The sequence below is a fragment of the Larkinella fluvii genome (assembly GCF_051857545.1).
Classification (GTDB): domain Bacteria; phylum Bacteroidota; class Bacteroidia; order Cytophagales; family Spirosomataceae; genus Larkinella.
The window spans coordinates 219,594-240,085 of record NZ_JBPZHB010000007.1 but is presented as its reverse complement, the minus strand read 5'-3'; the positions used below and the strand labels follow the sequence as shown (position 1 = coordinate 240,085).

Below are 20,492 nucleotides of genomic sequence, written 5' to 3'. Positions count from 1 at the left end.
CGGGTGTTGTAGGACAGTTCCCGGCTTTTTCATTCTATAGTACCCTTGAAATCAAAACCTGTCATCGCCCTCGTGGGCAATCCGAACTCCGGAAAATCATCGCTGTTTAATCAATTAACCGGCCTTCGCCAGAAAGTGGGCAACTTTCCCGGTGTGACCGTCGATAAAAAATCGGGAACGGCCTTTCTGAATGAGATCACCGAAATTTCGGTCATCGACTTGCCGGGCGTTTATAGTATTTACCCGAAATCTATTGACGAACAGGTCGTAACCGATATTCTGGCCAATCCGCAGCATCCGGATTACCCGGATGTGGCCGTGGTGGTGGTCGATGCCTCCAACCTGAACCGTAACCTGCTGCTTTTCAGTCAGATTCAGGATTTGGGCGTGCCGGTTATCATGGCGCTGAATATGCTGGATATTGCCAGGCAGCAGCACCTGGAAATTAATGCCGTGCGGTTGTCGATGCAACTGGGCGTACCGGTGGTGAAAATCAATGCGCGGATCGGGGAGGGGCTGGAGCTGTTGAAGGTAGCCATCGAGCAGCAAATTGGCCAGCCGACGGTTTCGGAAACGCTTTTTTTCGATCCCGGACAGCAGACGGTTTTAGCGGGGCACGACATGAAGGGGCTGATTTCCGATGTTCGGCAGCAATTCCAGCTCACCAACAATTATCTCGCCCTGCAATACCTCATTCAACACGACGGATTTTCGTTTCTCGGACAACCGCAACGGGTTAAACTGGACGGCCTGATTGAAAAATACCAGTTCGACGAGGTCGATTTTCAGGCGAAGGAAACCATTGGGCGGTATAAGCGCATTGGCGAAGTGCTCAAAACCGTCGTGACGGACAAACGGCCCCTCGACCAGTCGACCTGGAGCCAGCGCATCGACCGGATTCTACTGCATCCCATCTGGGGCTATGCCATTTTTGCCACGGTTCTCCTCCTGATTTTTCAGGCCATTTTTGCCTGGGCGCAGCCCTTTGTCGATGGCATCGACGCGGGTGTGGCCTGGCTGAATGGCACCCTGCACGAACAGCTTCCCGACAGTCCGCTTACGGACTTACTGACAGACGGCATCATTGCCGGGGTGGGTGGTGTCGTCGTTTTCATTCCGCAAATAGCTTTCCTGTTTCTGCTGGTTTCGCTGCTCGAAGAATCGGGTTATATGTCGCGGGTGATGGTGCTAATGGATCGCATTATGCGGCAATTTGGGTTAAACGGGCGCAGTGTGGTGCCATTGATTTCGGGCGTGGCCTGTGCTGTTCCGGCCATCATGGCCACCCGCAGCATTGGTTCGTGGCGCGAGCGACTGATCACCATTCTGGTGACGCCCCTCATGAGCTGTTCCGCCCGCTTGCCGATCTACACCATTCTCATTGCGCTGGTGGTCCCGGAAAAAACCGTACTGGGCTTCCTGAATTTACAGGGAATTGTAATGATGGGCTTGTATCTGCTCGGGCTGGTGGCGGCTCTGGTGGCGGCCTATGCCTTCAAACTCATCATCAAAGCCAAAGAACGGAGCTTGTTTGTGATGGAACTGCCTACCTACAAATGGCCGCGCTGGAACCACGTCGGCATCACGGTATGGGATAGTGTTACGTCGTTCGTATGGCAGGCTGGGCGGGTCATCGTCGCCATTTCGATTGTGCTGTGGGTGTTGGCCTCCTACGGTCCCGGCGATGCGCTGGAACAGGCCGAAAACCGGGTGCGAAGTGAATATGCCAATCTGCCGGCTGAACAGGTGGAAAACCGGGTCGCTTCGGAGAAACTGGAAGCTTCCTACGCCGGTCGATTCGGGAAAATTCTGGAGCCCGTGATCAAACCGCTGGGCTACGACTGGAAAATCGGAATTGCCCTCATCAGTTCGTTTGCGGCCCGCGAAGTGTTTGTCGGGACCATTGCCACCATCTACAGCATCGGGAGCGCCGGCGAAGGAAACGACAATACGATTCGGGAAAAACTGGCGGCAGAAATGAACCCGGAGACGGGCGGGCCGATGTATACGCCCGCAGTGGCCTTTTCGTTGCTGGTTTTTTACGTATTCGCGATGATGTGTATGAGCACGATCGCAACCGTTTACCGCGAGACGAAGGGGTGGAAGTGGCCCATGATTCAGTTAGCCTACATGAGCGTTCTGGCGTATGGTTCCGCTTTTCTGGTTTATCAACTGATGAAATAAAAAACAGATTTCATCAGGAGCAACCGGTTTTGAAATCCGCTCTTCCTGATGAAATCTGTTTTGGTGTGGTTTACTCAGAATGTGTTACCAGAATAACCCTTTCGAAATGATCGGGTAAACGAAGTGAAAGAGAATATAGGCAAAAATCATTACAGTTAAGACGCCTAACAATGAAATCTGATCAATTTCAAATCGAGCACGGCGACCTCCTGTACGATTCGCTCTCCATTCTTTTGGGACAACATTTCTCATGATAACGTTCAATTATGGTGTTGATATAGGATATGCTGGATATAGACTACAAAATTCGGCAATCCGGGCGGTTTTGGAATGCGTACAACTACGTGATTTTCAAAACAGGTAGTTTTCACATTTCAAGTTGCAGTACACTACTTACTCTTCAGTCAAATACTATTCCAGTGGATGGCGATTTTTTAACTTGACTTACCAAAAGGAAAACTTGTCTGATTTTCAGTCTGTTATTTATAGATAAAAAAGCTGAAAAGCATTTTTTTTGATTTTTTACAGACAAGAGCTGATGGGTAAGTGTAGATTTTTTTCTACACCCGTTGGGAACGTATTACACAACGTTAGACCCGGTTGTATCTACGTTGGTTGTAAGAAAATAGATGGAGAAGAAAAAATCTTTTTTTAGACGGGTATTTTTACCATTGAAAAGCAGCCACAGGTCTTAATCCCACCGCAGGGCTTCGATGATGTCGGAAGCCGTCAGACCAATTGGGCCACGATGTTCGGCCGCGCGGTCACCCGCCCGCCCGTGTTCAAAAACGCCCAGTACTGCTGCTTCCACCGGGTCATACCCCTGCGCGATCAGGGCCGTTAGAATGCCCGTCAGAACGTCGCCGGTTCCGCCGGTGCTCATGCCCGGATTCCCGGTTGAATTGAAATGGGTGGTTCCGTCCGGCGTCGCAATGGCCGTATGGGCACCTTTCAGAACGACAACAAACTGGTTGCGCTGGGCAAAATCCCGCAGAATTCCCAATTTGTCATAATCGCTCGTCCAGCGTCGTGTCAGTCGCTCAAACTCTTTGGGATGGGGTGTTAAAATGCTGTTTTTCGGTATCTTATCAATCAGATCACGATTCCGGGCAATCAGATTAATGGCATCGGCGTCAATCACCATCGGTTTTTTTGCTTCCGAAAGCAGTTTGCGCAACATCGCCAGGGTTTCGGGAGCGGTGCCAATGCCGGGTCCAACACCGATGGCCGAATAGCTGCTTAGCTCGGGTGCTTCCAGTTCCGACTGTCCCGACAGAATGTGTAAATGGCCATCGGGCAGGCACATGGCTTCCGGGACCGTGGTTTGCAGAATTTCGTAGCCACAACGGGGCATCTGTACGGTCAGCAGCCCAACCCCCGACCGTAGGCAGGCTTTAGACGCGAGAACACCAGCCCCAATTTTTCCGTAACTGCCAACCAGCAGCAGGGCATGCCCGAACGACCCTTTGTGCGAAAACCGGTTTCGTGGGCGTAACAAATGGCGGGCTTCCTGTTCGGTGGTATAAAAATAGGTCGTCGGCGTTCGTTCGATAAAGACCCGGCTCAATCCAATATCGACCCAGTGCCATTCGCCCACGTAAAGCCCCAAAGTCGGTTGCAGAAAAGCCAGTTTCGGCAGGTGAAAGGCGACGGTATAATCCGGCTGAATGATGGTAGAATTGGGGCCGTTGGCGGTGTCGGCAAAGAGACCACTGGCAATATCAACCGCAACGACCGTGGCCGGACTGTGGTTGATGGCGTCGATCACCGCCTGAACAATGCCCTCCGTGGTTCGGGAGAGTCCCGAGCCCAGAATGGCATCAATCACCACTTCCCGGTTTCGAATAATCGGTATATCGCGTTCATTTTCAATGTAATTGATGGATGAAATCAGCTTCAGCCGCCGGTGGTTGTGCATGAAGTCATCGGATTCGCGGGGAGCGTAGCGAACCACATACGTCTGCACGGAATATTCTAACTGGGTCAGCAAACGCGCAATTGCCAACCCGTCACCGCCGTTATTGCCTAATCCGCAGAAAACCCGAACGGGACGGGTTTTGTCAAACCGGGCCGTATACCAGTCGGTAAACGCCTGAGCAGCCCTTTCCATGAGGTTGATGGGCGCAATGGGTTCATGCTCAATGGTATATTGATCGAGGGTACGGGTTTGTTCAACGGTCAGAATTTTCATCAGGCTGGATCAACTGGGACTAACGGGTTCGGGTCTTCAATGGCGAATTAGCTAAAAACCCGTTAACTTTCCACGGTTCGGGGGGCAATCAATTTATTTTAAGGACAACTATTTATAAAACGGAATCTTTTGGCTATATTTGCGGCTTATTAGGAAATTTCATACCCCCGAAGATATCTACGGTCATGAGTGAATTAATTAAACTGGTCGAAGCTGAGAATGCAGGTCGGCGGAACAATTTTCCGGACTTCCACTCAGGCGATACAGTCAATGTGCATGTTAAAATCCGTGAAGGAAACAAAGAGCGGATTCAGGTTTACTCGGGAACGGTAATCCAGCGCCGGAATCCGAACACCAACGGAGAAACGTTTACAGTACGCAAGATCTCAAATGGTATCGGTGTTGAGCGGATTTTCCCGATTCTGTCGCCGAATATCGACAAAGTTGAATTGGTTCGTCTGGGCCGCGTTCGCCGGGCACGTTTGTTCTATCTGCGTGGTCGTCAGGGTAAAGCAGCACGGATCAAGGAACGCAAGGCTAAAGTAAGACAGCCACAGGCGTAGTACTGCCCATCTTCTCAGTAAGAAAGCTGTCTGTCCGGACGGCTTTTTTTGTACCCCAAAAAAAGAGTTAAGAATTATTAATTAAGAGTTAAGAGTTAAGAGTTAAGAGTTTTGTATGCGTCAGCCAACTCTTAATTCTTAACCCTTAACTCTTAACTCATAAAATGATCGATTTCTTCAAATACCAGGGAACCGGCAACGATTTCATCCTGATCGACGACCGCGAAGAAACCTTCCCGGTTTCGCAGGAACGCATTGCCCGGCTTTGTCACCGGCGGTTTGGGATCGGCGCCGATGGACTGATTCTGCTTCGCAATCACCCGGAGTATGACTTTCAGATGGTTTACTTCAACGCGGATGGCGCCGAAGGCAGCATGTGTGGCAATGGCGGACGCTGCATCGTTCGGTTTGCGCACGATTTAGGTTTGTTTGAAATAGAAACCCGCTTTCTGGCCGTCGATGGCGAACACCAGGCTTCGGTCACCGAAGCGGAAGTATCCCTGAAAATGAACGAAATTGCCGGGATCGACCAGCAGGCTGATTATGCTTTTCTGAATACCGGTTCTCCGCATTACGTGAAAGTGGTAGAAGACGTCGAATCGATGGATGTTGTCGCGGAAGGCCGGCCGGTTCGCTATGACAGTCGGTTTGCACCCGGTGGAACCAACGCCAATTTCATGCAGCCAATTGGGGCTAATGCCTTGTTTGTAAGAACCTACGAGCGGGGTGTTGAGGATGAAACCTATTCCTGCGGCACAGGCGTAACAGCCTCGGCTTTGGTTGCGTACCAGCAACTCGGTATGAGCAGCCCGGTTTCGATTCAGACGCTGGGCGGTAATTTGCGGGTATCCTTTGTTACCACTGCTGACGGCGGTTTTAGCGACCTTTATTTAATCGGCCCGGCGGTTCGGGTATTCACCGGTTCGGTAGCGGTTTAAATGATCACTCTTCGGCTCCGAGAATGCCGCCTTTGAGGTGATACAACTGTTTTTCTTCCATTTCGGGATGGCGGCAGAAATCCTTCACCGCCACCCGGCTTCGGACGCCATTGGTGCAGACCACAATCACGTTGTCATACGGCAACAGATAATGCCGTTTGCTGCGGATTTCGGCCAGCGGGATGTTCAGGCCACCGATGTTAAATTCTTCAAATTCCCATTCGTCGCGCACGTCGACAATGACGGTTTCCGGTTCCATCACCAGCGACTCCATTTCTTCCGTTGTAATGTCGGTATATGTTTTCGGGTTCACAGGCGATAGGGCGGTGTAGTAGAGATGGGTGGTTCATTCGGTGTCATTGCATACGAAACACGAAAATAGGAAAGGGTGTTTTCTCAGTCCGGAAAATAGTAGAGGATCCGCGATCTTTTATTTTCCGTCGGCTTTTTACTGCCAACTTGTCACATTCTGACGCTCTGGAACAGTTGTTGGTGCCGTCTGGGCATCAGTTTATTGCGTCAATCATACTCTAATTTTTATTGTCATGAGCTCGACCATTCAGGAAAAAGGTCAAATTTCGATTCATACGGAAAACATCTTTCCGATCATCAAAAAATTTCTCTATTCCGATCACGAGATTTTTTTACGGGAACTGGTTTCAAATGCCGTCGATGCATCACAGAAACTGAAAAAACTGGCTGGATTCGGCGAATTCAATGGTGAGCTGGGCGATTTGAAAGTGACCGTTACCCTCGACGAAGAAGCCAAAACCATTACCGTCAGCGACCGGGGTATCGGGATGACGGCGGAAGAAATCAAGAAGTACATCAACCAGATTGCGTTTTCCGGAGCCTCGGAATTTCTGGAAAAGTACAAAGACAAGCTGGACGAAAAAGGCGCGATCATCGGTCATTTTGGCTTGGGCTTCTATTCGGCCTTCATGGTTTCGGATCACGTAGAAATTATCACCAAATCGTACCGGGAAGGCTCGGAAGCGGCCCGCTGGATTTGCGATGGCTCGACCGAGTTTGAAATTACGGAAGCCGAGCGGACGGAACATGGAACGGACATCATTCTGCACATTGCCGCTGATTCGGAAGAGTTTCTCGATAAAGACCGCCTTCGGTCGATTCTGGACAAATACGGCCGGTTCCTGCCCATCGACATCGAATTCGATGGCGCAACCATTAACAATACTGCCCCGATCTGGACCAAGTCACCTTCTGATCTGACCGACGAAGATTACCTGAATTTTTACAAGGAACTCTATCCGATGTCGGAGGAACCCCTGTTCTGGATTCACCTGAACGTCGATTATCCGTTTAACCTGACGGGTGTGCTGTATTTCCCAAGGGTTAAAAATGATTTTCAGATCCGGCGTGAAAAAATTCAATTGTACAGCCGCCAGGTTTTCATCACCGATGAAGTCAAAGACATTGTGCCGGACTTCCTGATGATGCTGCACGGCGTAATCGACTCGCCGGATATTCCGCTCAACGTGTCGCGGAGTTTTCTGCAAGCCGACAGCAATGTCAAGAAAATCAACGGGTACATCACGCGTAAAGTCGCTGACAAACTGGGAGAACTATTCCGCAACGACCGCGCCGGTTTCGAACAGAAATTCGATGACATCGGTCTGTTTGTCAAATACGGTATTATCAGCGACGAGAAGTTCTACGAAAAAGCCAAAGATTTCTGTCTGGTGAAAAACGTAGGAGGGAAATACTTCACCTTTGAGGAGTTCAGCGCAGCCGTTAAAGAAAACCAGACGGATAAAAACGGTTCGGTCATCTGGCTGTATACGAATGATCTACAGAAACAGGATGGTTTCATCGAATCGGCCCGGAAGCGCGGGTACGAGGTGTTGCTGTTCGATACGGTGATCGACAGCCATTTTATCAATCAACTGGAATACAAACTCGAAAAAACCAGCCTGAAACGTGTCGATGCCGATACGTTCGACAAGCTGATCGACAAGGGGATCAATAACGAAAGTGTGCTGTCGGAAGACGACAAAACAAAACTGAAAACGTTGTTTGAGGAAGCGCTGGATATTAAAACCGGCACGGTTTCCGTCGAAGCAATGCCGACGGACGAACTGCCGGTGATTATCACCCTGCCCGAATTTTTCCGCCGGATGAAAGATATGTCCGCGTTGAGCGGGGAGCGTGGCATGTTCGGTGCCATGCCGGACAGTTACAACATTGCCGTGAACGCCAACCACCCATTGGCCGACCGCATTTTGAAATTAAGCGATACGGAGGAGCAAAAGGTACTGGTCAAACAAAGTCTGGATCTGGCTAAGCTGGCGCAGGGCATGCTTTCCGGCTCCGACCTGACCGCGTTCATCCGTCGCACGGTCGAGACGTTGTAAAATGGGTTTACGGTTTTCAGTATACGGTTTACGGTGGCTGACGCGTGCATTTGAATGCGTCAGCCACCGTAAACCGTATACTGAAAACCGTAAACCGTTTTAAGCCTCCCGCCCGTACTTATTTTTATACAGTTGTTTAGCCTGTCCGACCCAGTCTTCGCGCTCGATGCGGTCGGGGAAAAATTCAATAATATCACTCACCTTCTCCACATCTTCGGTCGTAAAGTTGGCCAGTTGCCGGAAACTGAAAATGCCGAGCGTGTGCAGTTTGCGTTCAAAAAACGGACCGACGCCCACGATTTCCTTCAGATCATCTGCATCATTCAGGGTAGCGTAGCCAATGCGGCCAAAATTCAATTCCGAAGCGCGTGACGCAATTTTACGGAATATCGTTTCTTCGTCGCTTTCTGTTGTTGTACTACCATTGGTTGTCGTTGCAACTAAATTGGCACTGGAATACTCGACGGTTTTTTTGGCGGATGGGGGAGTTATAACGACGGTCGGCGGTGCTTTCCGCTTGCGGTGGCAGTCATCCAGGGCGGCTTCCTGATCGGACAAAGCGGCTCTTAATTCGCTGATGCGGCTGTTGGTGATCAACCGGGCGAGGACATAGCCCACAAGGGCGGCAAAGGCCAGCAAGATCAGGATTTCAGTAATGGCAACGCCCCGGCTAAACGGATCTAAATTGAACATAATATCAGTGCTTTTTTAGGTCGAACAGTTGAATTCTAAACGCCGTATTTTTTGCGGTGTAACTTTTTTGCCTGACCGATCCAGTCCTCCCGCTCGATGCGGTCGGGGAAGAACTCAATGATGTTGGCAATCTGGTTGGTGTCTTCCGTGGTGCAATTGGCCAACTGCTGAAACGTATAGATTCGGAGGCTGTGCAGTTTTTTCTCGAAAAACGGACCAATCCCGTTGATTTCCTTCAGGTCATCGGCTTTCGCGAGCGAGGAATGGCCGATCCGTGTGAAATTCAGTTCATTCGCCCGGGAGGAGATGCGTTGGAGAACGATGTCTTCCTGCTGCGCCTGGCTCGATTTCAGGCACTCTTCCACCTGGCTTTCGGTGGCATTGATCTGGCTTTCGAGCTGGCGAATCGTAACCTTTCGCCCGATGTAGCCAATGATGAAACCTAGGGTTCCACAAACCAGTAACATAATCCAGTGTTGCAGGACGGCGTCAGGCAACTGATGGGGATTCATTTCAAACATAGTGGTAATGCGTTTTTGGTAGCGGAGGACATTAGGGTTTCACAACGATCGAGGCCCGGCGGTTGGCCCGGCGACCGTCTTCAGTTTCATTGGTGCCGACGGGCTGGATTTCGCCTTTGCCCTGAACTTCCACCTGACGGGCTGGAATACCCTCGTTCACCAATTGCATTTTCACGGCGGTGGCCCGCTTCTTGGACAGGGCCAGATTGAGCGCATCGGGACCAACATTATCGGTATGGCCGGTAATGACCAGTTTTTGATCCGGATGTTCTTTCAGGTAGGTCCGGGTTTTTTCCAGAAATTCACGGGTACCGTCGGTTTTGATGTAGTCGATTTTGCCGGTGTTGAAGTACAAGTCCATCGGCTCGAAAATGGATGCAAATTTTTGACTGTCAGCTAATTTTTCCTCGGTCAGTTTGGGTGCTTTGACCAGTACTTCTTCCAGAAACGCAAAGCGAATACCGCCATAGAGCGAATCGCCGGCCGGCGTGAAAGCCAGATCGGCAGTTGATTCGCCTTGTATCGTGAAGAGCGTATCCGCTACACCCAGCGTTTTCAGATAAGCGCGGACGCTGTTGGCGCGGGCCAGCCCCAGATTGGCGTCAGTCGATGGATTTTGCTCATTCGGATCATAGAAACCCGTCAGTTGCACGCGTTTGCCGGGGTTTGCTTTCAGATAGAGTGCCAGGGAATCCAGCAAAGTCTGAACGCCCGCCGGGTTGACTTCGGCCCCGGATTTGGCAAACGCCAGATGACCCGCCGACTGGAAGGATGCGGTGGTTCCATCCGCAAACTGCAAACCGGGAACCGTAAAGGCAGGAGCTGTTTTTGAATCCGCAGAAAGGGATGGCCGGGGAGTATCGTCGTCGGCGCACAATTGTTTGATGTGGCAGACATGCCAATAGGTTGAACCGCCCATCCAGACAAGGAGCAGCACAACCCAGGGAGTTTTATTGGTGAACATGAAATAACGACGGGTTTGAAGTTTATATTCCTTCATTGAGACTCGAAAAGGGCCGTGAAGTCATGCAAACCCGAAATTATTTTTTGAGAAACGCCTTCTGTGGCAGTGCCTTTCTCAAATGCGATGGGATTGTCTGGTAACTAAAAAACCGTGTCGCGGACCTTTCGGGCTGCAACACGGTTTTAGTGTATAAAAAAGACGAGGGGAAGATGAATGTTAGCGGTTCATCGACACCAGAAATTCCTCGTTGTTGCGGGTTCCGCGCATGCGGTCGAGCAGGAAGTCCATCGACTCCATCGCGTTCATATCGGCCATGTGCTTGCGAAGAATCCAGATGCGTTGCAGGGTTTCTTTGTCAAGCAGCAAGTCTTCCCGACGCGTACCGGACGAGAGAACGTCAACCGCCGGATAAACGCGCTTGTTGGACAGTTTCCGGTCGAGCTGGAGTTCCATGTTACCGGTCCCTTTGAATTCCTCGAAGATTACTTCGTCCATTTTCGAACCCGTATCGATCAGCGCTGTGGCAATGATCGTTAACGAGCCGCCAAATTCAACGTTTCGGGCGGCCCCAAAAAAGCGTTTTGGCTTGTGGAGGGCGTTGGCATCGACACCACCCGACAGAATCTTCCCGGACGAAGGCACCACGGTGTTATAGGCCCGCGCCAGACGCGTGATCGAATCGAGCAGAATAACCACATCATGACCGCACTCGACCATCCGTTTCGCTTTTTCCAACACCATCGAGGCTACTTTAACGTGCCGCTCGGCTTGTTCGTCAAACGTGGACGAAATGACTTCGGCGTTCACACTCCGGGCCATGTCCGTCACCTCTTCCGGGCGTTCGTCGATCAGCAGAATGATGAGGTAAACTTCCGGGTGATTTTTGGTGATGGCGTTGGCGATGTCTTTCAGCAACACGGTTTTACCGGTTTTGGGCTGGGCCACGATCATCCCCCGCTGGCCTTTCCCAATCGGTGCGAAAAGGTCCACAATCCGGGTCGAATATTGATCGGAACGGTAGCTTAGGTTCAGTTTTTCTTCCGGGAAAAGCGGAGTCAGGTATTCGAACGGAATCCGGTCGCGGATTTCCTCAGTCGTTTTGCCATTGACCGATGAAACTCGAAGCAGGGCGAAATATTTTTCACCTTCTTTGGGTGGACGGATTTGACCGCGTACGGTGTCCCCGGTTTTCAGACCAAAGAGCTTGATTTGTGACGGTGATACATATATGTCGTCGGGGCTGGCCAGATAATTATAATCGGCCGATCGCAGGAAGCCGTAGCCACCATCGGACATGATTTCCAGAACACCTTCGTTTTCGATAATCCCGTCGAATTCCCGAACGTGCTGGTTATACTGTCGGCGAATGCGGTTGGTATACTCATCCGGGCGCACCACGTCACGCTGCTGGCGTTCGGGTTGTTGTGTCGGGGTTTGACTGGTTGCTTCAGGCTGATCAGCTTGAATCGGGGTTTCCGGCGTGGCGGGGCTAACAACGGTTCCCTCTGATGGCTCGCCATCGGTTTCGGTGGGCGCGGTGTAAAAGTCGTCGGTTTCGGTTTCAATCGACAGATCCAAAGCGGGTTGTTCCAGTTCTCCTTTGCGGTTGCGGAGTTGTTCCGGGCGCTGGGGCTGGTTGGGAAGTCCCTTTTTTTCAATGGATTTCTCCGCAGAAGGCGCTGCTGGAATAATATCTTCGCCAACCTCCTCGTCTTTGCGGATCCGTTGACGCACCCGCCGGGGATCGTGGGAATCGGAATTTTCGTTTCGGGTGGGGCGAATGGAGCCGGTTTGTTCCGGACCACGCCGGTTTTGCGGGCGGGTGCCTGCTGCATCGGCGGGTCGGCCGTTTCGGGCCGTATTGTCACGATTGGGCCGTACGACCGGTATGCGTGGTTCTTCAGTTCGGGCTTCCGGAGTGGGGGTTACCATTTCGGGCTGAACGGGTTCGGGAGCCGAAGCCGGCGTTTCCAGGGCAGCAGGAGCAGGTTGTGCAACGGGAGCCGTCTCGGCTACCGGTGTTGGTTCCGGTCGTGGACGGCGTCCACGGCGCGGGGCTTCGGCGACCACCACGGGGGTGGCTTCCGCGCTTTTGCCGTTTTCAGTGGGAGCCGGAACGGGGTCGGGGAGTAAGGATTGCTGGTCTAAAATTTTGTAAACCAGTTCCTTTTTGTTGAATTTACTGATGTCACGAATACTGAATGATTCAGCAATCGCTTTCAATTCTGATAAGAGTTTCAGATCGAGTTCTTCCTTATTGTACATAAAAAGCCAGAGTAAGCAAAGGGGGCTTTACTTGAAAATGTGTGAGATAATTGTCGCTACGGCAAGCCGTGGATAAATGAATCCAAATGAGGAAAAGTAGTGCTTTAATGGTACGATTGATTACAAGTCAGATATTTGCTTGACCTATGCACTTGCAGCAACTGTTTCAGTGTAATAACACAACTACGCTGGTGCGTGGTGGGGTTCAACAGGGACAGTTTGTTCAGGTGGATTTGGCTTGCGGCCTCAGATTACATGGATAGAGGCAGAACACCTGGGATAGCGGGTCAGAACCTATATGACCACAATGTTAATAGTTAAATCCCGCTTTGTCAACAAGAACGACCAAAAGATGCAAATGTTTTAAAAAGTATTCAAAAGTAGCCAGGAATTATTTTTGATTTTCGAGCGGGAACTCAGCTTCTGACCGAAGATAAACGATTCTTGATGGAAATGCAAACTGTCCGCTATGTTTTTTAACAATGGCTATCAACTGATAGTTCACTTCTTCTTTTATGGCGTTAAACTCCCGGTAGTCGCTGGTCGCCACGTAATACTGAATCAGAATATCGAGCGAGCTTTCGCCAAAGGTATCAAACTGGATAAGGGGAGGAGATTGGTTGGTTTTTGGTTGGTTTTCAAGCCATTGGCGGGTATCGTCAACAACGCCCCGGAGCGTCTCGACCGGCGTATCGAGGGCAAGCCGGAGGTAGAACTTGGCCCGGCGCTGGCTCCGCTGCGTCAGGTTATCGAGGGATTGAGAAATCATCAGACGGTTGGGAACGGCGATGCGGCTGCCGTCATCGGTGCGGAGACGCGTGCTACGGAAACCGATTTTTTCCACGGTGCCGGTAACCTGATTGGGGCCGGTTCCGGCGGTCACGGTATCGCCGGTTACAAACGGACGATCGAGCAGAATGGCAAACGAGGCAAATAAATTTTCGAGTGTTTCGCGGGCCGCCAGCGCAATGGCCAGACCGCCGATGCCCAGACTGGTGACGAGCGCAATGACGTTGACATCGAAAACGACACTCAGAATCGAAAAAAAAGCAATTGCGGAGACGGTAAGAATCATCAGATCGCGAACAAACGGCACCAGTTGGTCATCTAGCTTGGTTTCCGTTTGTTCGGCCCGTTTCTGAAAAATCAGGCCCACGAACTTCACAAACCGGATGGCAATCCAGGCCAGCGTAATCATCAGCGTCGTCTGGTACATCCGGATTACCACCAGGCGGTAGCCGAACTCGGTGCGGGGAACAAATCCCCATTGATCGGGAATAGCCAGTCGGTCGAAGGCCAGGAAAAGCATGATCAGCAAAATAAGGAATTCAATCGGTTGGCGCATCAACCGAAGAAAATCGCTGATCGGAATGGCATTGGATTCGGGCTTGACGAGCCGGTAGAAAAACCGGCTCAGCAGCATCGATAGAATGCGTTTCAGCCACAAACCCAACAGAATAAGGAGAGCGAACAGGACCAGATTGCCGACGGAATTGCCCATCAACTGCTGCTCAAACCACGTTTTTACCGATTCCATGCCGCATTTTAAGCATTTTTAACACATAAGAGTGAGGAATCTGGTCTCTATTTGCAATTTTTGCAGCAATGAACATCGCCATCGACTGGGGGAACAGTGCCATCAAAGCCGGAATTTTCGAGCATGGAAAGTCCATGGAAGTCTATTCGCAGTTATCGGTCGAGAACCTGCAAACCCTGATTCAGAATGCTCCGCCCGATGCGGTCGTCGTTTCGTCGACCAACCGCCCGGCCGACCAATTGCGGGACCAGCTTCCGTTAAAACCGGGAACGTTCTGGCTGGCGGTCGATGGCTATACGCCGGTGCCGATGGAAAAGCGGTATGACACGCCCAACACGCTGGGTACCGACCGAATTGCGTCGGCTGTTGGGGCCAAAGTCCGGTTTCCGGACGATGCCTGTCTGGTGATCGACATGGGGACCTGCGTCACGTATGACTACGTCGATGCGGCTTCGGTCTTTCACGGCGGAATGATTTCTCCCGGCTTCCGTATGCGATTCCGGGCGATGCATTCGTTTACAGAAAGGCTACCTATGGTCGAGCCGGACGAGTTACTGCCCACGCTATTAGGGAAAAATACCCGGCAGGCCATGCAGGCCGGGGTGGTCAATGGATTGCTGGCCGAATTGAACGGTATTATCGACGCGCATCGCCGGGAACACCCCGATGTGAAGGTACTAATCTGTGGGGGAGACGCTCCGTTTTTTGAAAGTAGCCTGAAACCACCCATCTTTGCAGTACCGGAACTGGTACTGATCGGATTGAATCGTATTTTACAACATAATGTCGACCTCTCGTAACGGATGGTATTCCGTCTTATTTACCGGCCTTTTCCTGTTTGGAACGGCTCAATTGACCGCTCAGGCACAAGGTTTAGGCAATTCTCCTTATTCTTCGCTGGGTATTGGTGAAATCTACGGCAACAGCAACGTCACCAACCTGGGCATGGGCGGCATGGGAACCGCGTATGCCAACGGTTTTTTTCTGAATAGTGTCAACCCCGCTTTGCTGGTTCGGAACCGCTACACCCTGTTTGAAGTGGGTTTACTGGGGCAAAGCAAAGGACTTACCGATGGCCGTGGACAAAAACAACAGGATTTTGGGGCCAACCTCAGCTACCTGACGTTTACCTTTCCTGTCACCCGCTATTGGTCGACTGGCATTGGCTTACGGCCTTACAGCTACGTGGACTACCAAACCACGCAATACCAGAAAGTGCCGGGCACCATTTACGAATCCGAGTACATTTACCGGGGACGGGGTGGGCTCAACAAGGCAACGTTTACCAACGGATTTAGCCTGACCAAGAGCCTGTTCTTCGGCTTTGAAGCGGCTTTTCTCTTTGGGAATACCACCAAGGATTCCGATTCCCGCTTGTTGATTGGCGGGGATGATATTACCGTAAAACGTTCGACACAAACGAGTTACAGCGATATTGTCTGGCGACTCGGAGCGGCCTGGCGACCGAAACTGAAAAATGACTGGTTCCTGAACATCGGTGCCACCATCGATCCGATGACAAAATTAGGCGGCAATTCAATCGATACCTATCAGCAAATCGATGCCAGTGGCACACAGATTTCAAACCCGGATACGGTTAGTACCCGAAGTGGCGGTTCGGTTACGCTGCCTACTCAATTTCGGGGCGGTATTGTGCTGGAGAAATCGCAAAAACTAGCCGTTGGGGTTGAATTTGGGTACCAGCCCTGGTCGAAATTTTCGGATCTGGAGGGCAATTCGGGGAGTTTACAAGACAGTTATTCGATTGGCGCCGGGCTGGAATACACCCCCAAAACCCGGTCGACGCGCTACCTGGACCTCATTCCCTACCGGATAGGGTTCAATTATTCCAAGCTGCCATATTCGGTAGGCGGAAAACAACCCAACGACGTGAACGTCAGTTTAGGCGTTTCCCTGCCCGTGGGTCAATATGTAAACTCAGTTTCGATCTCGTTGATCGGTGGTCAGCGGGGGACGGTTACGAACGGTCAGATTCAGGAACGATATTTCAAAATTGGCCTGGGACTGTCGCTCAATCAGCCCTGGTTCCAGCGGCAGAAAATCGATTGACCGATGGTTTCACTGCGTAGCCTTGCCGTTTAGTCAAAGCTGCGAACCAGGGCGCTCAGACTTTCGTTCTAGGGATTGGAATGATTCACACTGAAACCATGATGAGTAAGTATATTTTTCGGGCCATCTTTTTGGGCCTGTTTGGAAGTGCCTTGATGAGTTGTACGGAAGAACCGGCTGCGAAAAAATCAAAACCGTATACCGGCCCGCTGGAAGAAATCAACGACGTCCAGATTCTGTACAGCGAAATGGGGTTGTTGAAGGTCAAGATGAAAACGCCCTTGCAGTACAAGTATCAATCCAACGACCGCGTTTACCCCAAAACCGTCAACATTGAGTTCTACGGCCCTGACCAACAGGTCGAGACCACCTTGCGGGCGGATTCGGGCCGCTACGTGCAAGCCCAGAATTATTACCGTGTTATGGGAAACGTGGTGGTGGTCAACAAGAAAAAGAATCAGGAACTCTACACGCCGGAACTCAACTGGAACCCGACCACCAAGAAGGTTTACACCGAAAAAAAGGTCAAAATTCTGAGCAAAAACTCAAACGAACGACTGGAAGGGGTGGGGTTGGACACGGATCAAACGTTCTCGCACTATTTTATTCGAAAAACATCGGGGGTCTTCCGGATGTCGGGCAGCGGGAATTAAGTCTGAATTACCCGCTTAGCGTTAACGCTGCACCCGACACGTATCCAGCACTTTGCTGGTTTCTTTTACGTCCGTAATCACGGTTTCTCCGCCCCACTTGTTGTAAATGTAGGTCGTGATTTCCGCCACGTCGATGTCGGTTAATTGCGGATTGGCGGGCATCGGCCGGTTGAATCGCCGACCGTTTACGACAATCGGTTCGTTCTGCCCGTACCGAATCAGGCAGATGACTTTTTCCTTGTTTTTCAGGTAATCAGACCCGTTGATGGGCGGATACAGTGCTTCAAGACCCTTGCCGTCGGTTTGGTGGCAATTGGCACAATGTTCGGTGTAAAGCTGGTAGCCCTCCACAAAATATTTCTCCTGCTTTAACTCCTCCTGGCTCTGGCAAGCGGTTTGAAAGAAAAGCGGTACGAGCAACCATTCCAGCGTTCGTCTTCTCATTTCGTTTTATATTCGGCGAGTAAGCGGTCGATGTCTACCATCAGTTTATCTGCACCTTCTTCCGTGGTGCCGTCATACATCCCCCGAACGTGTTTTTCCTTGTCTACCAGCACAAAATGACCACTGTGGAGAAGACCGCCCGGCGCTCCAGCGTCTTCCTGAGCCACCACCATATAACTCTTGCCGGTTTTAAAAATCTCTTCTTTCGGGCCGGTGGCAAATTGCCACTGCGACCCGGTAATTCCCAGACTGGTCGCAAACTCTTTCAGCACCGCCGGGGTGTCGTGTTTCGGATCAATGGTATACGACAGCAACATCACGTCCGGATTGTTCTTAAATTGGTCGTAAACCCGTTTCATCTGGGTTTTCATCTTCGGACATATCGTCGGGCAGGTGATGAAAAAGAAGTCGGCGACATAGATCTTTCCATCAAAGGTTTTATCCGTTACCGGCAGGCTGTCCTGGTTGGTAAACTGGAAACCCGGTATCTGATAATAGGCCGTATCTGTAACGGTTTTACCGTCGACTTCTTTCGTGATGACATCCCGTTCGCCCATAATGGGTAAGCGGGATTCGGTGGATGAGCAAGCCGCTAAAAAAAGGAAGACGGCCAGCGAAATACTGCTTTTTAGCACTGAATACATTCTGAAATTTAGTTTAATGGCAAAAACCCAGACAGCGAAAGGGCATACTCAATCAACAGCCTGCGTCCGGAATTAGTTACCCAGGAATTTCTTCGCCTGTGCAATTCCGCTGTTTATTTTTGCTTTCACCTCACTGATTTTCTTCAATTCCAGATCCAGGTACGCCTTTGCCTGTGTTTCATCCATGCCTTTGACAGTATCGGCGTTGTAATGATTCATCCAGGCAAACATCAGGCTGTCGGTTTCGGTCAGGCTTTTATTGATGGTCAGGCCCTCTTCCTGACGGGCCTTGACGCTGGCTGAAGCGGGTGTGATTTTGGAAAGACTATCAATCTGGTGACTTATCTTTTCCTTCAAATCCATCAGGTCATCGGTGCGGGGCATGATCTCGTCATGAACAACCATAACCTGATCCTGCATTTGTTCAATGCTTTTTTTGTCGTTGGATGACTGACAACCCGCCAGTGCAACAAGGCAAATCACTAGTTTTTTCATGGTATGATGGAGGATATTAAATCGGTGGGTTTTCATTCAGGACGACGCTTTCTGCGATAGCAGTTCTTTTGCATTTTTCAAAACGCTGGCCGACGGATGATTTCCGCCAATCATCTGGGCGATTTCCTGAACCCGTTCGTTAAAACTAAGTTTTTTTACCCGGCTCACGGTGCGATTGCCGGAATTGTCTTTATACACAAAGTAATGGGCTTTGCCCTGCGCGGCAATCTGGTGCAGGTGTGTAATGGCGATGATCTGGTGACTGTTCGCCATGTCGCGCATCATGTTTCCCATTTTGATCGCAATTTCGCCGGAGACGCCCGTATCAATTTCGTCAAAGATAATCGTCGGCAGCGAACGTTTGCTGGCCAGAATGTATTTAATCGCCATCATTAACCGGGAAAATTCTCCTCCCGAAGCAACATTTTTCAATTGCTGGGTCTTGACGCCTTTGTTGGCACTGAACAAAAACGAAACCGTATCGACACCCGTGTCGGTCGGCTTGCCGGCTTCCAGGCTGATTTTCAACGAAGCATTCGGCATGCCCAGGTCGGCCAGCAAGCTGCCCACCCGCTCCTCAATTTCGGGGTTTGCTTCCCGGCGTGACGCAGAAAGGGCATCGGCACTCGTCATGAGTTGCTCAAAAGCCGCTTCGTTTTCGGCTTTGGCCAAGGCCAGTTCGGCATCGGAATTTAGAATTTTACTGACTTTTTTCTCCAGATCTGCCTGAATAACCAGCAGTTCGGCAATGGTTTTTACCGCGTGTTTGGTTTGCAACTGATAAATCAGATTCAGGCGCTCCCGAATCACCTCGACCCGCGCATCATTGGTCTCGATGTTATCTTCTTCGGTATTTATTTCATTGGCGAGGTCACGCAGTTCGATCAGGGCGCTTTGCGCCCGATCCCGAAGCTGGCTGAACCGATCCGTCAGGCGGGTGACGTAGTTCAGATTGTTAACCACATTTTTGAGGTAAACAACGACCGATTGCTCCGCATTATCGAGGTAATCAGACGAGAGCTGAAGCCGCTCTTTGATGTCTTCGGCGTTTTCCAGAATCGTCAGTTCCTGTTCCAGCAACTCCTGTTCGTCGGTTTGCAACTCCAATTTATGAAGTTCTTCGTACAGAAAACTGTTGTAATCGAACTCCTTTTTCATCGTCGCCGTTTCGGATAGCAGGCGCTCGTAGGCTTCCTGTTTGAGTCGAAACATACGGTAATCGATGCGGTATTGGCGCAACAGGGCGTCGTTTTGGGCGTAGGTATCGACAATTTCCAGTTGGTATTCATTCGACCCCAGCAGAATGGAATCATGCTGCGAATGAATATCCATCAAATGGCTCGTCACCCGCCGGAGAATATCGAGCGTTACCGGTGTGTCGTTCACAAAAGCGCGGGACTTTCCACTCGGGCTGATCTCCCGCCGAACCACGCAGGTTGTGTCGTAATCGAGGTCAGCCTCTTCGAACAAATTCTCGATGAGGTAGCCTGATACCTTGAAAAAGCCCTCGATCACGCATTTTTCGTCCGGATTGTAAAGTGCCTTGGTATCGGCCCGATTGCCCATCAGTAAACCAATCGCACCCAGCATGATGGATTTTCCCGCCCCCGTTTCACCCGTAATGGTGTTTAGCGCGGAATCCGGATCCATTTCCAGGTGTTCAATCAGGGCGTAGTTTTTTATCAGTAAATGCGAAAGCATGGTAAAAGTCTAAAAAGGAGCTTTTTCATCCAGGATGACTTCATCAACGGTTTGGATCAGAACCGTATGATTGTGACCAATGTTGTCACGAATCGATAATTCCGACCCACGGATGTCGACCAGCCGACCGTGTAAGGTACGTCCGTCCAGGAAAACCACATTGAGTTCGGCATTTACGAGTCCGGTGGCCGATTCGGATGTCCATTGGTTGAGAAGCTCCGATGCCCGAATGCGAATTAAACGTTTACCCATGA

The 20,492-nt window shown here is 50.8% G+C and carries 19 protein-coding genes; 7 read left to right on the top strand and 12 right to left on the bottom strand.

All coding sequences use genetic code 11. The features are described from left to right. Window positions 1–45 precede the first annotated feature (45 nt). Entirely contained in the window at window positions 46–2,184 is a 2,139-nt protein-coding gene (feoB, locus tag ACS5NO_RS19890) for a ferrous iron transport protein B (protein ID WP_439416761.1), read from the top strand. A 691-nt stretch (window positions 2,185–2,875) separates the two neighbouring features. Here feoB and ACS5NO_RS19885 read toward each other — a convergent pair. Further along, window positions 2,876–4,375 carry an NAD(P)H-hydrate dehydratase gene (locus tag ACS5NO_RS19885; protein WP_439416760.1) on the bottom strand — a complete coding sequence of 500 codons (1,500 nt, stop codon included), beginning with the start codon at window positions 4,373–4,375 and terminating at the stop codon, window positions 2,876–2,878. Window positions 4,376–4,560: 185 nt separating this feature from the next. On the opposite strand from ACS5NO_RS19885, the gene rplS reads away from it, so the two are divergent. Continuing rightward, window positions 4,561–4,938, top strand: coding sequence for a 50S ribosomal protein L19 (gene rplS / locus ACS5NO_RS19880; RefSeq protein WP_114406239.1), 378 nt, complete (start codon window positions 4,561–4,563; stop codon window positions 4,936–4,938). Window positions 4,939–5,105: 167 nt separating this feature from the next. After that, on the top strand, window positions 5,106–5,876 hold the full coding sequence (dapF, locus tag ACS5NO_RS19875; RefSeq protein WP_439417005.1) for a diaminopimelate epimerase: 771 nt from the start codon (window positions 5,106–5,108) through the stop codon (window positions 5,874–5,876). Between the two features lie 4 nt (window positions 5,877–5,880). Here dapF and ACS5NO_RS19870 read toward each other — a convergent pair whose 3' ends face one another. Then, entirely contained in the window at window positions 5,881–6,189 is a 309-nt protein-coding gene (locus ACS5NO_RS19870; RefSeq protein WP_138992170.1) for a rhodanese-like domain-containing protein, read from the bottom strand. A 232-nt stretch (window positions 6,190–6,421) separates the two neighbouring features. Between ACS5NO_RS19870 and htpG the strand changes: the two genes are divergently transcribed. Continuing rightward, window positions 6,422–8,251, top strand: coding sequence for a molecular chaperone HtpG (gene htpG / locus ACS5NO_RS19865; RefSeq protein WP_439416759.1), 1,830 nt, complete (start codon window positions 6,422–6,424; stop codon window positions 8,249–8,251). 99 nt (window positions 8,252–8,350) lie between these two features. Here htpG and ACS5NO_RS19860 read toward each other — a convergent pair whose 3' ends face one another. From ACS5NO_RS19860 to ACS5NO_RS19840, 5 genes are all read right to left on the bottom strand, one after another. Then, entirely contained in the window at window positions 8,351–8,944 is a 594-nt protein-coding gene (locus ACS5NO_RS19860; protein ID WP_439416758.1) for a helix-hairpin-helix domain-containing protein, read from the bottom strand. Window positions 8,945–8,979: 35 nt separating this feature from the next. Beyond that, the gene (locus ACS5NO_RS19855; protein ID WP_439416757.1) at window positions 8,980–9,465 is read right to left on the bottom strand and encodes a helix-hairpin-helix domain-containing protein; all 486 of its coding nucleotides are present in this window, start codon (window positions 9,463–9,465) and stop codon (window positions 8,980–8,982) included. A 31-nt stretch (window positions 9,466–9,496) separates the two neighbouring features. Next, window positions 9,497–10,429, bottom strand: a complete 933-nt coding sequence (locus tag ACS5NO_RS19850; RefSeq protein ID WP_439416756.1) for an OmpA family protein — start codon at window positions 10,427–10,429, stop codon at window positions 9,497–9,499. A 216-nt stretch (window positions 10,430–10,645) separates the two neighbouring features. Next, window positions 10,646–12,694, bottom strand: coding sequence for a transcription termination factor Rho (gene rho, locus ACS5NO_RS19845; protein ID WP_439416755.1), 2,049 nt, complete (start codon window positions 12,692–12,694; stop codon window positions 10,646–10,648). A 391-nt stretch (window positions 12,695–13,085) separates the two neighbouring features. Continuing rightward, a complete protein-coding gene (locus tag ACS5NO_RS19840) occupies window positions 13,086–14,231 on the bottom strand; it encodes a mechanosensitive ion channel family protein (protein ID WP_439416754.1) in 1,146 nt (381 codons plus the stop codon). Window positions 14,232–14,299: 68 nt separating this feature from the next. On the opposite strand from ACS5NO_RS19840, the gene ACS5NO_RS19835 reads away from it, so the two are divergent. The 3 genes from ACS5NO_RS19835 (at window position 14,300) to lptC (ending at window position 16,954) form a co-directional block, all read left to right on the top strand. Beyond that, on the top strand, window positions 14,300–15,031 hold the full coding sequence (locus ACS5NO_RS19835) for a type III pantothenate kinase (RefSeq protein ID WP_439416753.1): 732 nt from the start codon (window positions 14,300–14,302) through the stop codon (window positions 15,029–15,031). Beyond that, window positions 15,015–16,301, top strand: coding sequence for a BamG family beta-barrel-assembly machinery protein (bamG, locus tag ACS5NO_RS19830; protein WP_439416752.1), 1,287 nt, complete (start codon window positions 15,015–15,017; stop codon window positions 16,299–16,301). Before ACS5NO_RS19835 ends, bamG begins: the two co-directional genes overlap by 17 nt. Window positions 16,302–16,402: 101 nt before the next feature. Then, on the top strand, window positions 16,403–16,954 hold the full coding sequence (gene lptC, locus ACS5NO_RS19825) for an LPS export ABC transporter periplasmic protein LptC (RefSeq protein WP_439416751.1): 552 nt from the start codon (window positions 16,403–16,405) through the stop codon (window positions 16,952–16,954). A 21-nt stretch (window positions 16,955–16,975) separates the two neighbouring features. Here the strand turns inward: lptC and ACS5NO_RS19820 are convergent, their stop codons facing one another. The 5 genes from ACS5NO_RS19820 to ACS5NO_RS19800 form a co-directional block, all read right to left on the bottom strand. Then, entirely contained in the window at window positions 16,976–17,398 is a 423-nt protein-coding gene (locus tag ACS5NO_RS19820; RefSeq protein ID WP_439416750.1) for a c-type cytochrome, read from the bottom strand. After that, window positions 17,395–18,042 (bottom strand): SCO family protein, encoded by a 648-nt coding sequence (locus ACS5NO_RS19815; protein WP_439416749.1) that lies wholly within the window; start codon window positions 18,040–18,042, stop codon window positions 17,395–17,397. The genes ACS5NO_RS19820 and ACS5NO_RS19815 overlap by 4 nt, the downstream gene beginning before the upstream one ends. Window positions 18,043–18,114: 72 nt before the next feature. Beyond that, window positions 18,115–18,537 (bottom strand): hypothetical protein, encoded by a 423-nt coding sequence (locus ACS5NO_RS19810; protein ID WP_439416748.1) that lies wholly within the window; start codon window positions 18,535–18,537, stop codon window positions 18,115–18,117. Between the two features lie 36 nt (window positions 18,538–18,573). Further along, window positions 18,574–20,238 (bottom strand): DNA repair protein RecN, encoded by a 1,665-nt coding sequence (recN, locus tag ACS5NO_RS19805; protein WP_439416747.1) that lies wholly within the window; start codon window positions 20,236–20,238, stop codon window positions 18,574–18,576. Window positions 20,239–20,247: 9 nt separating this feature from the next. Continuing rightward, complete coding sequence (locus ACS5NO_RS19800; protein WP_439416746.1) at window positions 20,248–20,490, bottom strand: hypothetical protein; 243 nt, start codon at window positions 20,488–20,490, stop codon at window positions 20,248–20,250. Window positions 20,491–20,492 lie beyond the last annotated feature (2 nt).

Bases quoted from the DNA above. Each gene is read 5' to 3' on its own strand.
- bamG (WP_439416752.1), top strand. From the start codon at position 15,015: ATGTCGACCTCTCGTAACGGATGGTATTCCGTCTTATTTACCGGCCTT.
- htpG (WP_439416759.1), top strand. From the start codon at position 6,422: ATGAGCTCGACCATTCAGGAAAAAGGTCAAATTTCGATTCATACGGAA.
- ACS5NO_RS19885 (WP_439416760.1), bottom strand. From the start codon at position 4,375: ATGAAAATTCTGACCGTTGAACAAACCCGTACCCTCGATCAATATACC.
- rplS (WP_114406239.1), top strand. From the start codon at position 4,561: ATGAGTGAATTAATTAAACTGGTCGAAGCTGAGAATGCAGGTCGGCGG.
- ACS5NO_RS19810 (WP_439416748.1), bottom strand. From the start codon at position 18,537: ATGAAAAAACTAGTGATTTGCCTTGTTGCACTGGCGGGTTGTCAGTCA.
- ACS5NO_RS19800 (WP_439416746.1), bottom strand. From the start codon at position 20,490: ATGGGTAAACGTTTAATTCGCATTCGGGCATCGGAGCTTCTCAACCAA.
- ACS5NO_RS19840 (WP_439416754.1), bottom strand. From the start codon at position 14,231: ATGGAATCGGTAAAAACGTGGTTTGAGCAGCAGTTGATGGGCAATTCC.
- ACS5NO_RS19815 (WP_439416749.1), bottom strand. From the start codon at position 18,042: ATGTATTCAGTGCTAAAAAGCAGTATTTCGCTGGCCGTCTTCCTTTTT.
- ACS5NO_RS19820 (WP_439416750.1), bottom strand. From the start codon at position 17,398: ATGAGAAGACGAACGCTGGAATGGTTGCTCGTACCGCTTTTCTTTCAA.
- ACS5NO_RS19850 (WP_439416756.1), bottom strand. From the start codon at position 10,429: ATGTTCACCAATAAAACTCCCTGGGTTGTGCTGCTCCTTGTCTGGATG.
- ACS5NO_RS19855 (WP_439416757.1), bottom strand. From the start codon at position 9,465: ATGTTTGAAATGAATCCCCATCAGTTGCCTGACGCCGTCCTGCAACAC.
- recN (WP_439416747.1), bottom strand. From the start codon at position 20,238: ATGCTTTCGCATTTACTGATAAAAAACTACGCCCTGATTGAACACCTG.
- ACS5NO_RS19835 (WP_439416753.1), top strand. From the start codon at position 14,300: ATGAACATCGCCATCGACTGGGGGAACAGTGCCATCAAAGCCGGAATT.
- lptC (WP_439416751.1), top strand. From the start codon at position 16,403: ATGAGTAAGTATATTTTTCGGGCCATCTTTTTGGGCCTGTTTGGAAGT.
- rho (WP_439416755.1), bottom strand. From the start codon at position 12,694: ATGTACAATAAGGAAGAACTCGATCTGAAACTCTTATCAGAATTGAAA.
- ACS5NO_RS19860 (WP_439416758.1), bottom strand. From the start codon at position 8,944: ATGTTCAATTTAGATCCGTTTAGCCGGGGCGTTGCCATTACTGAAATC.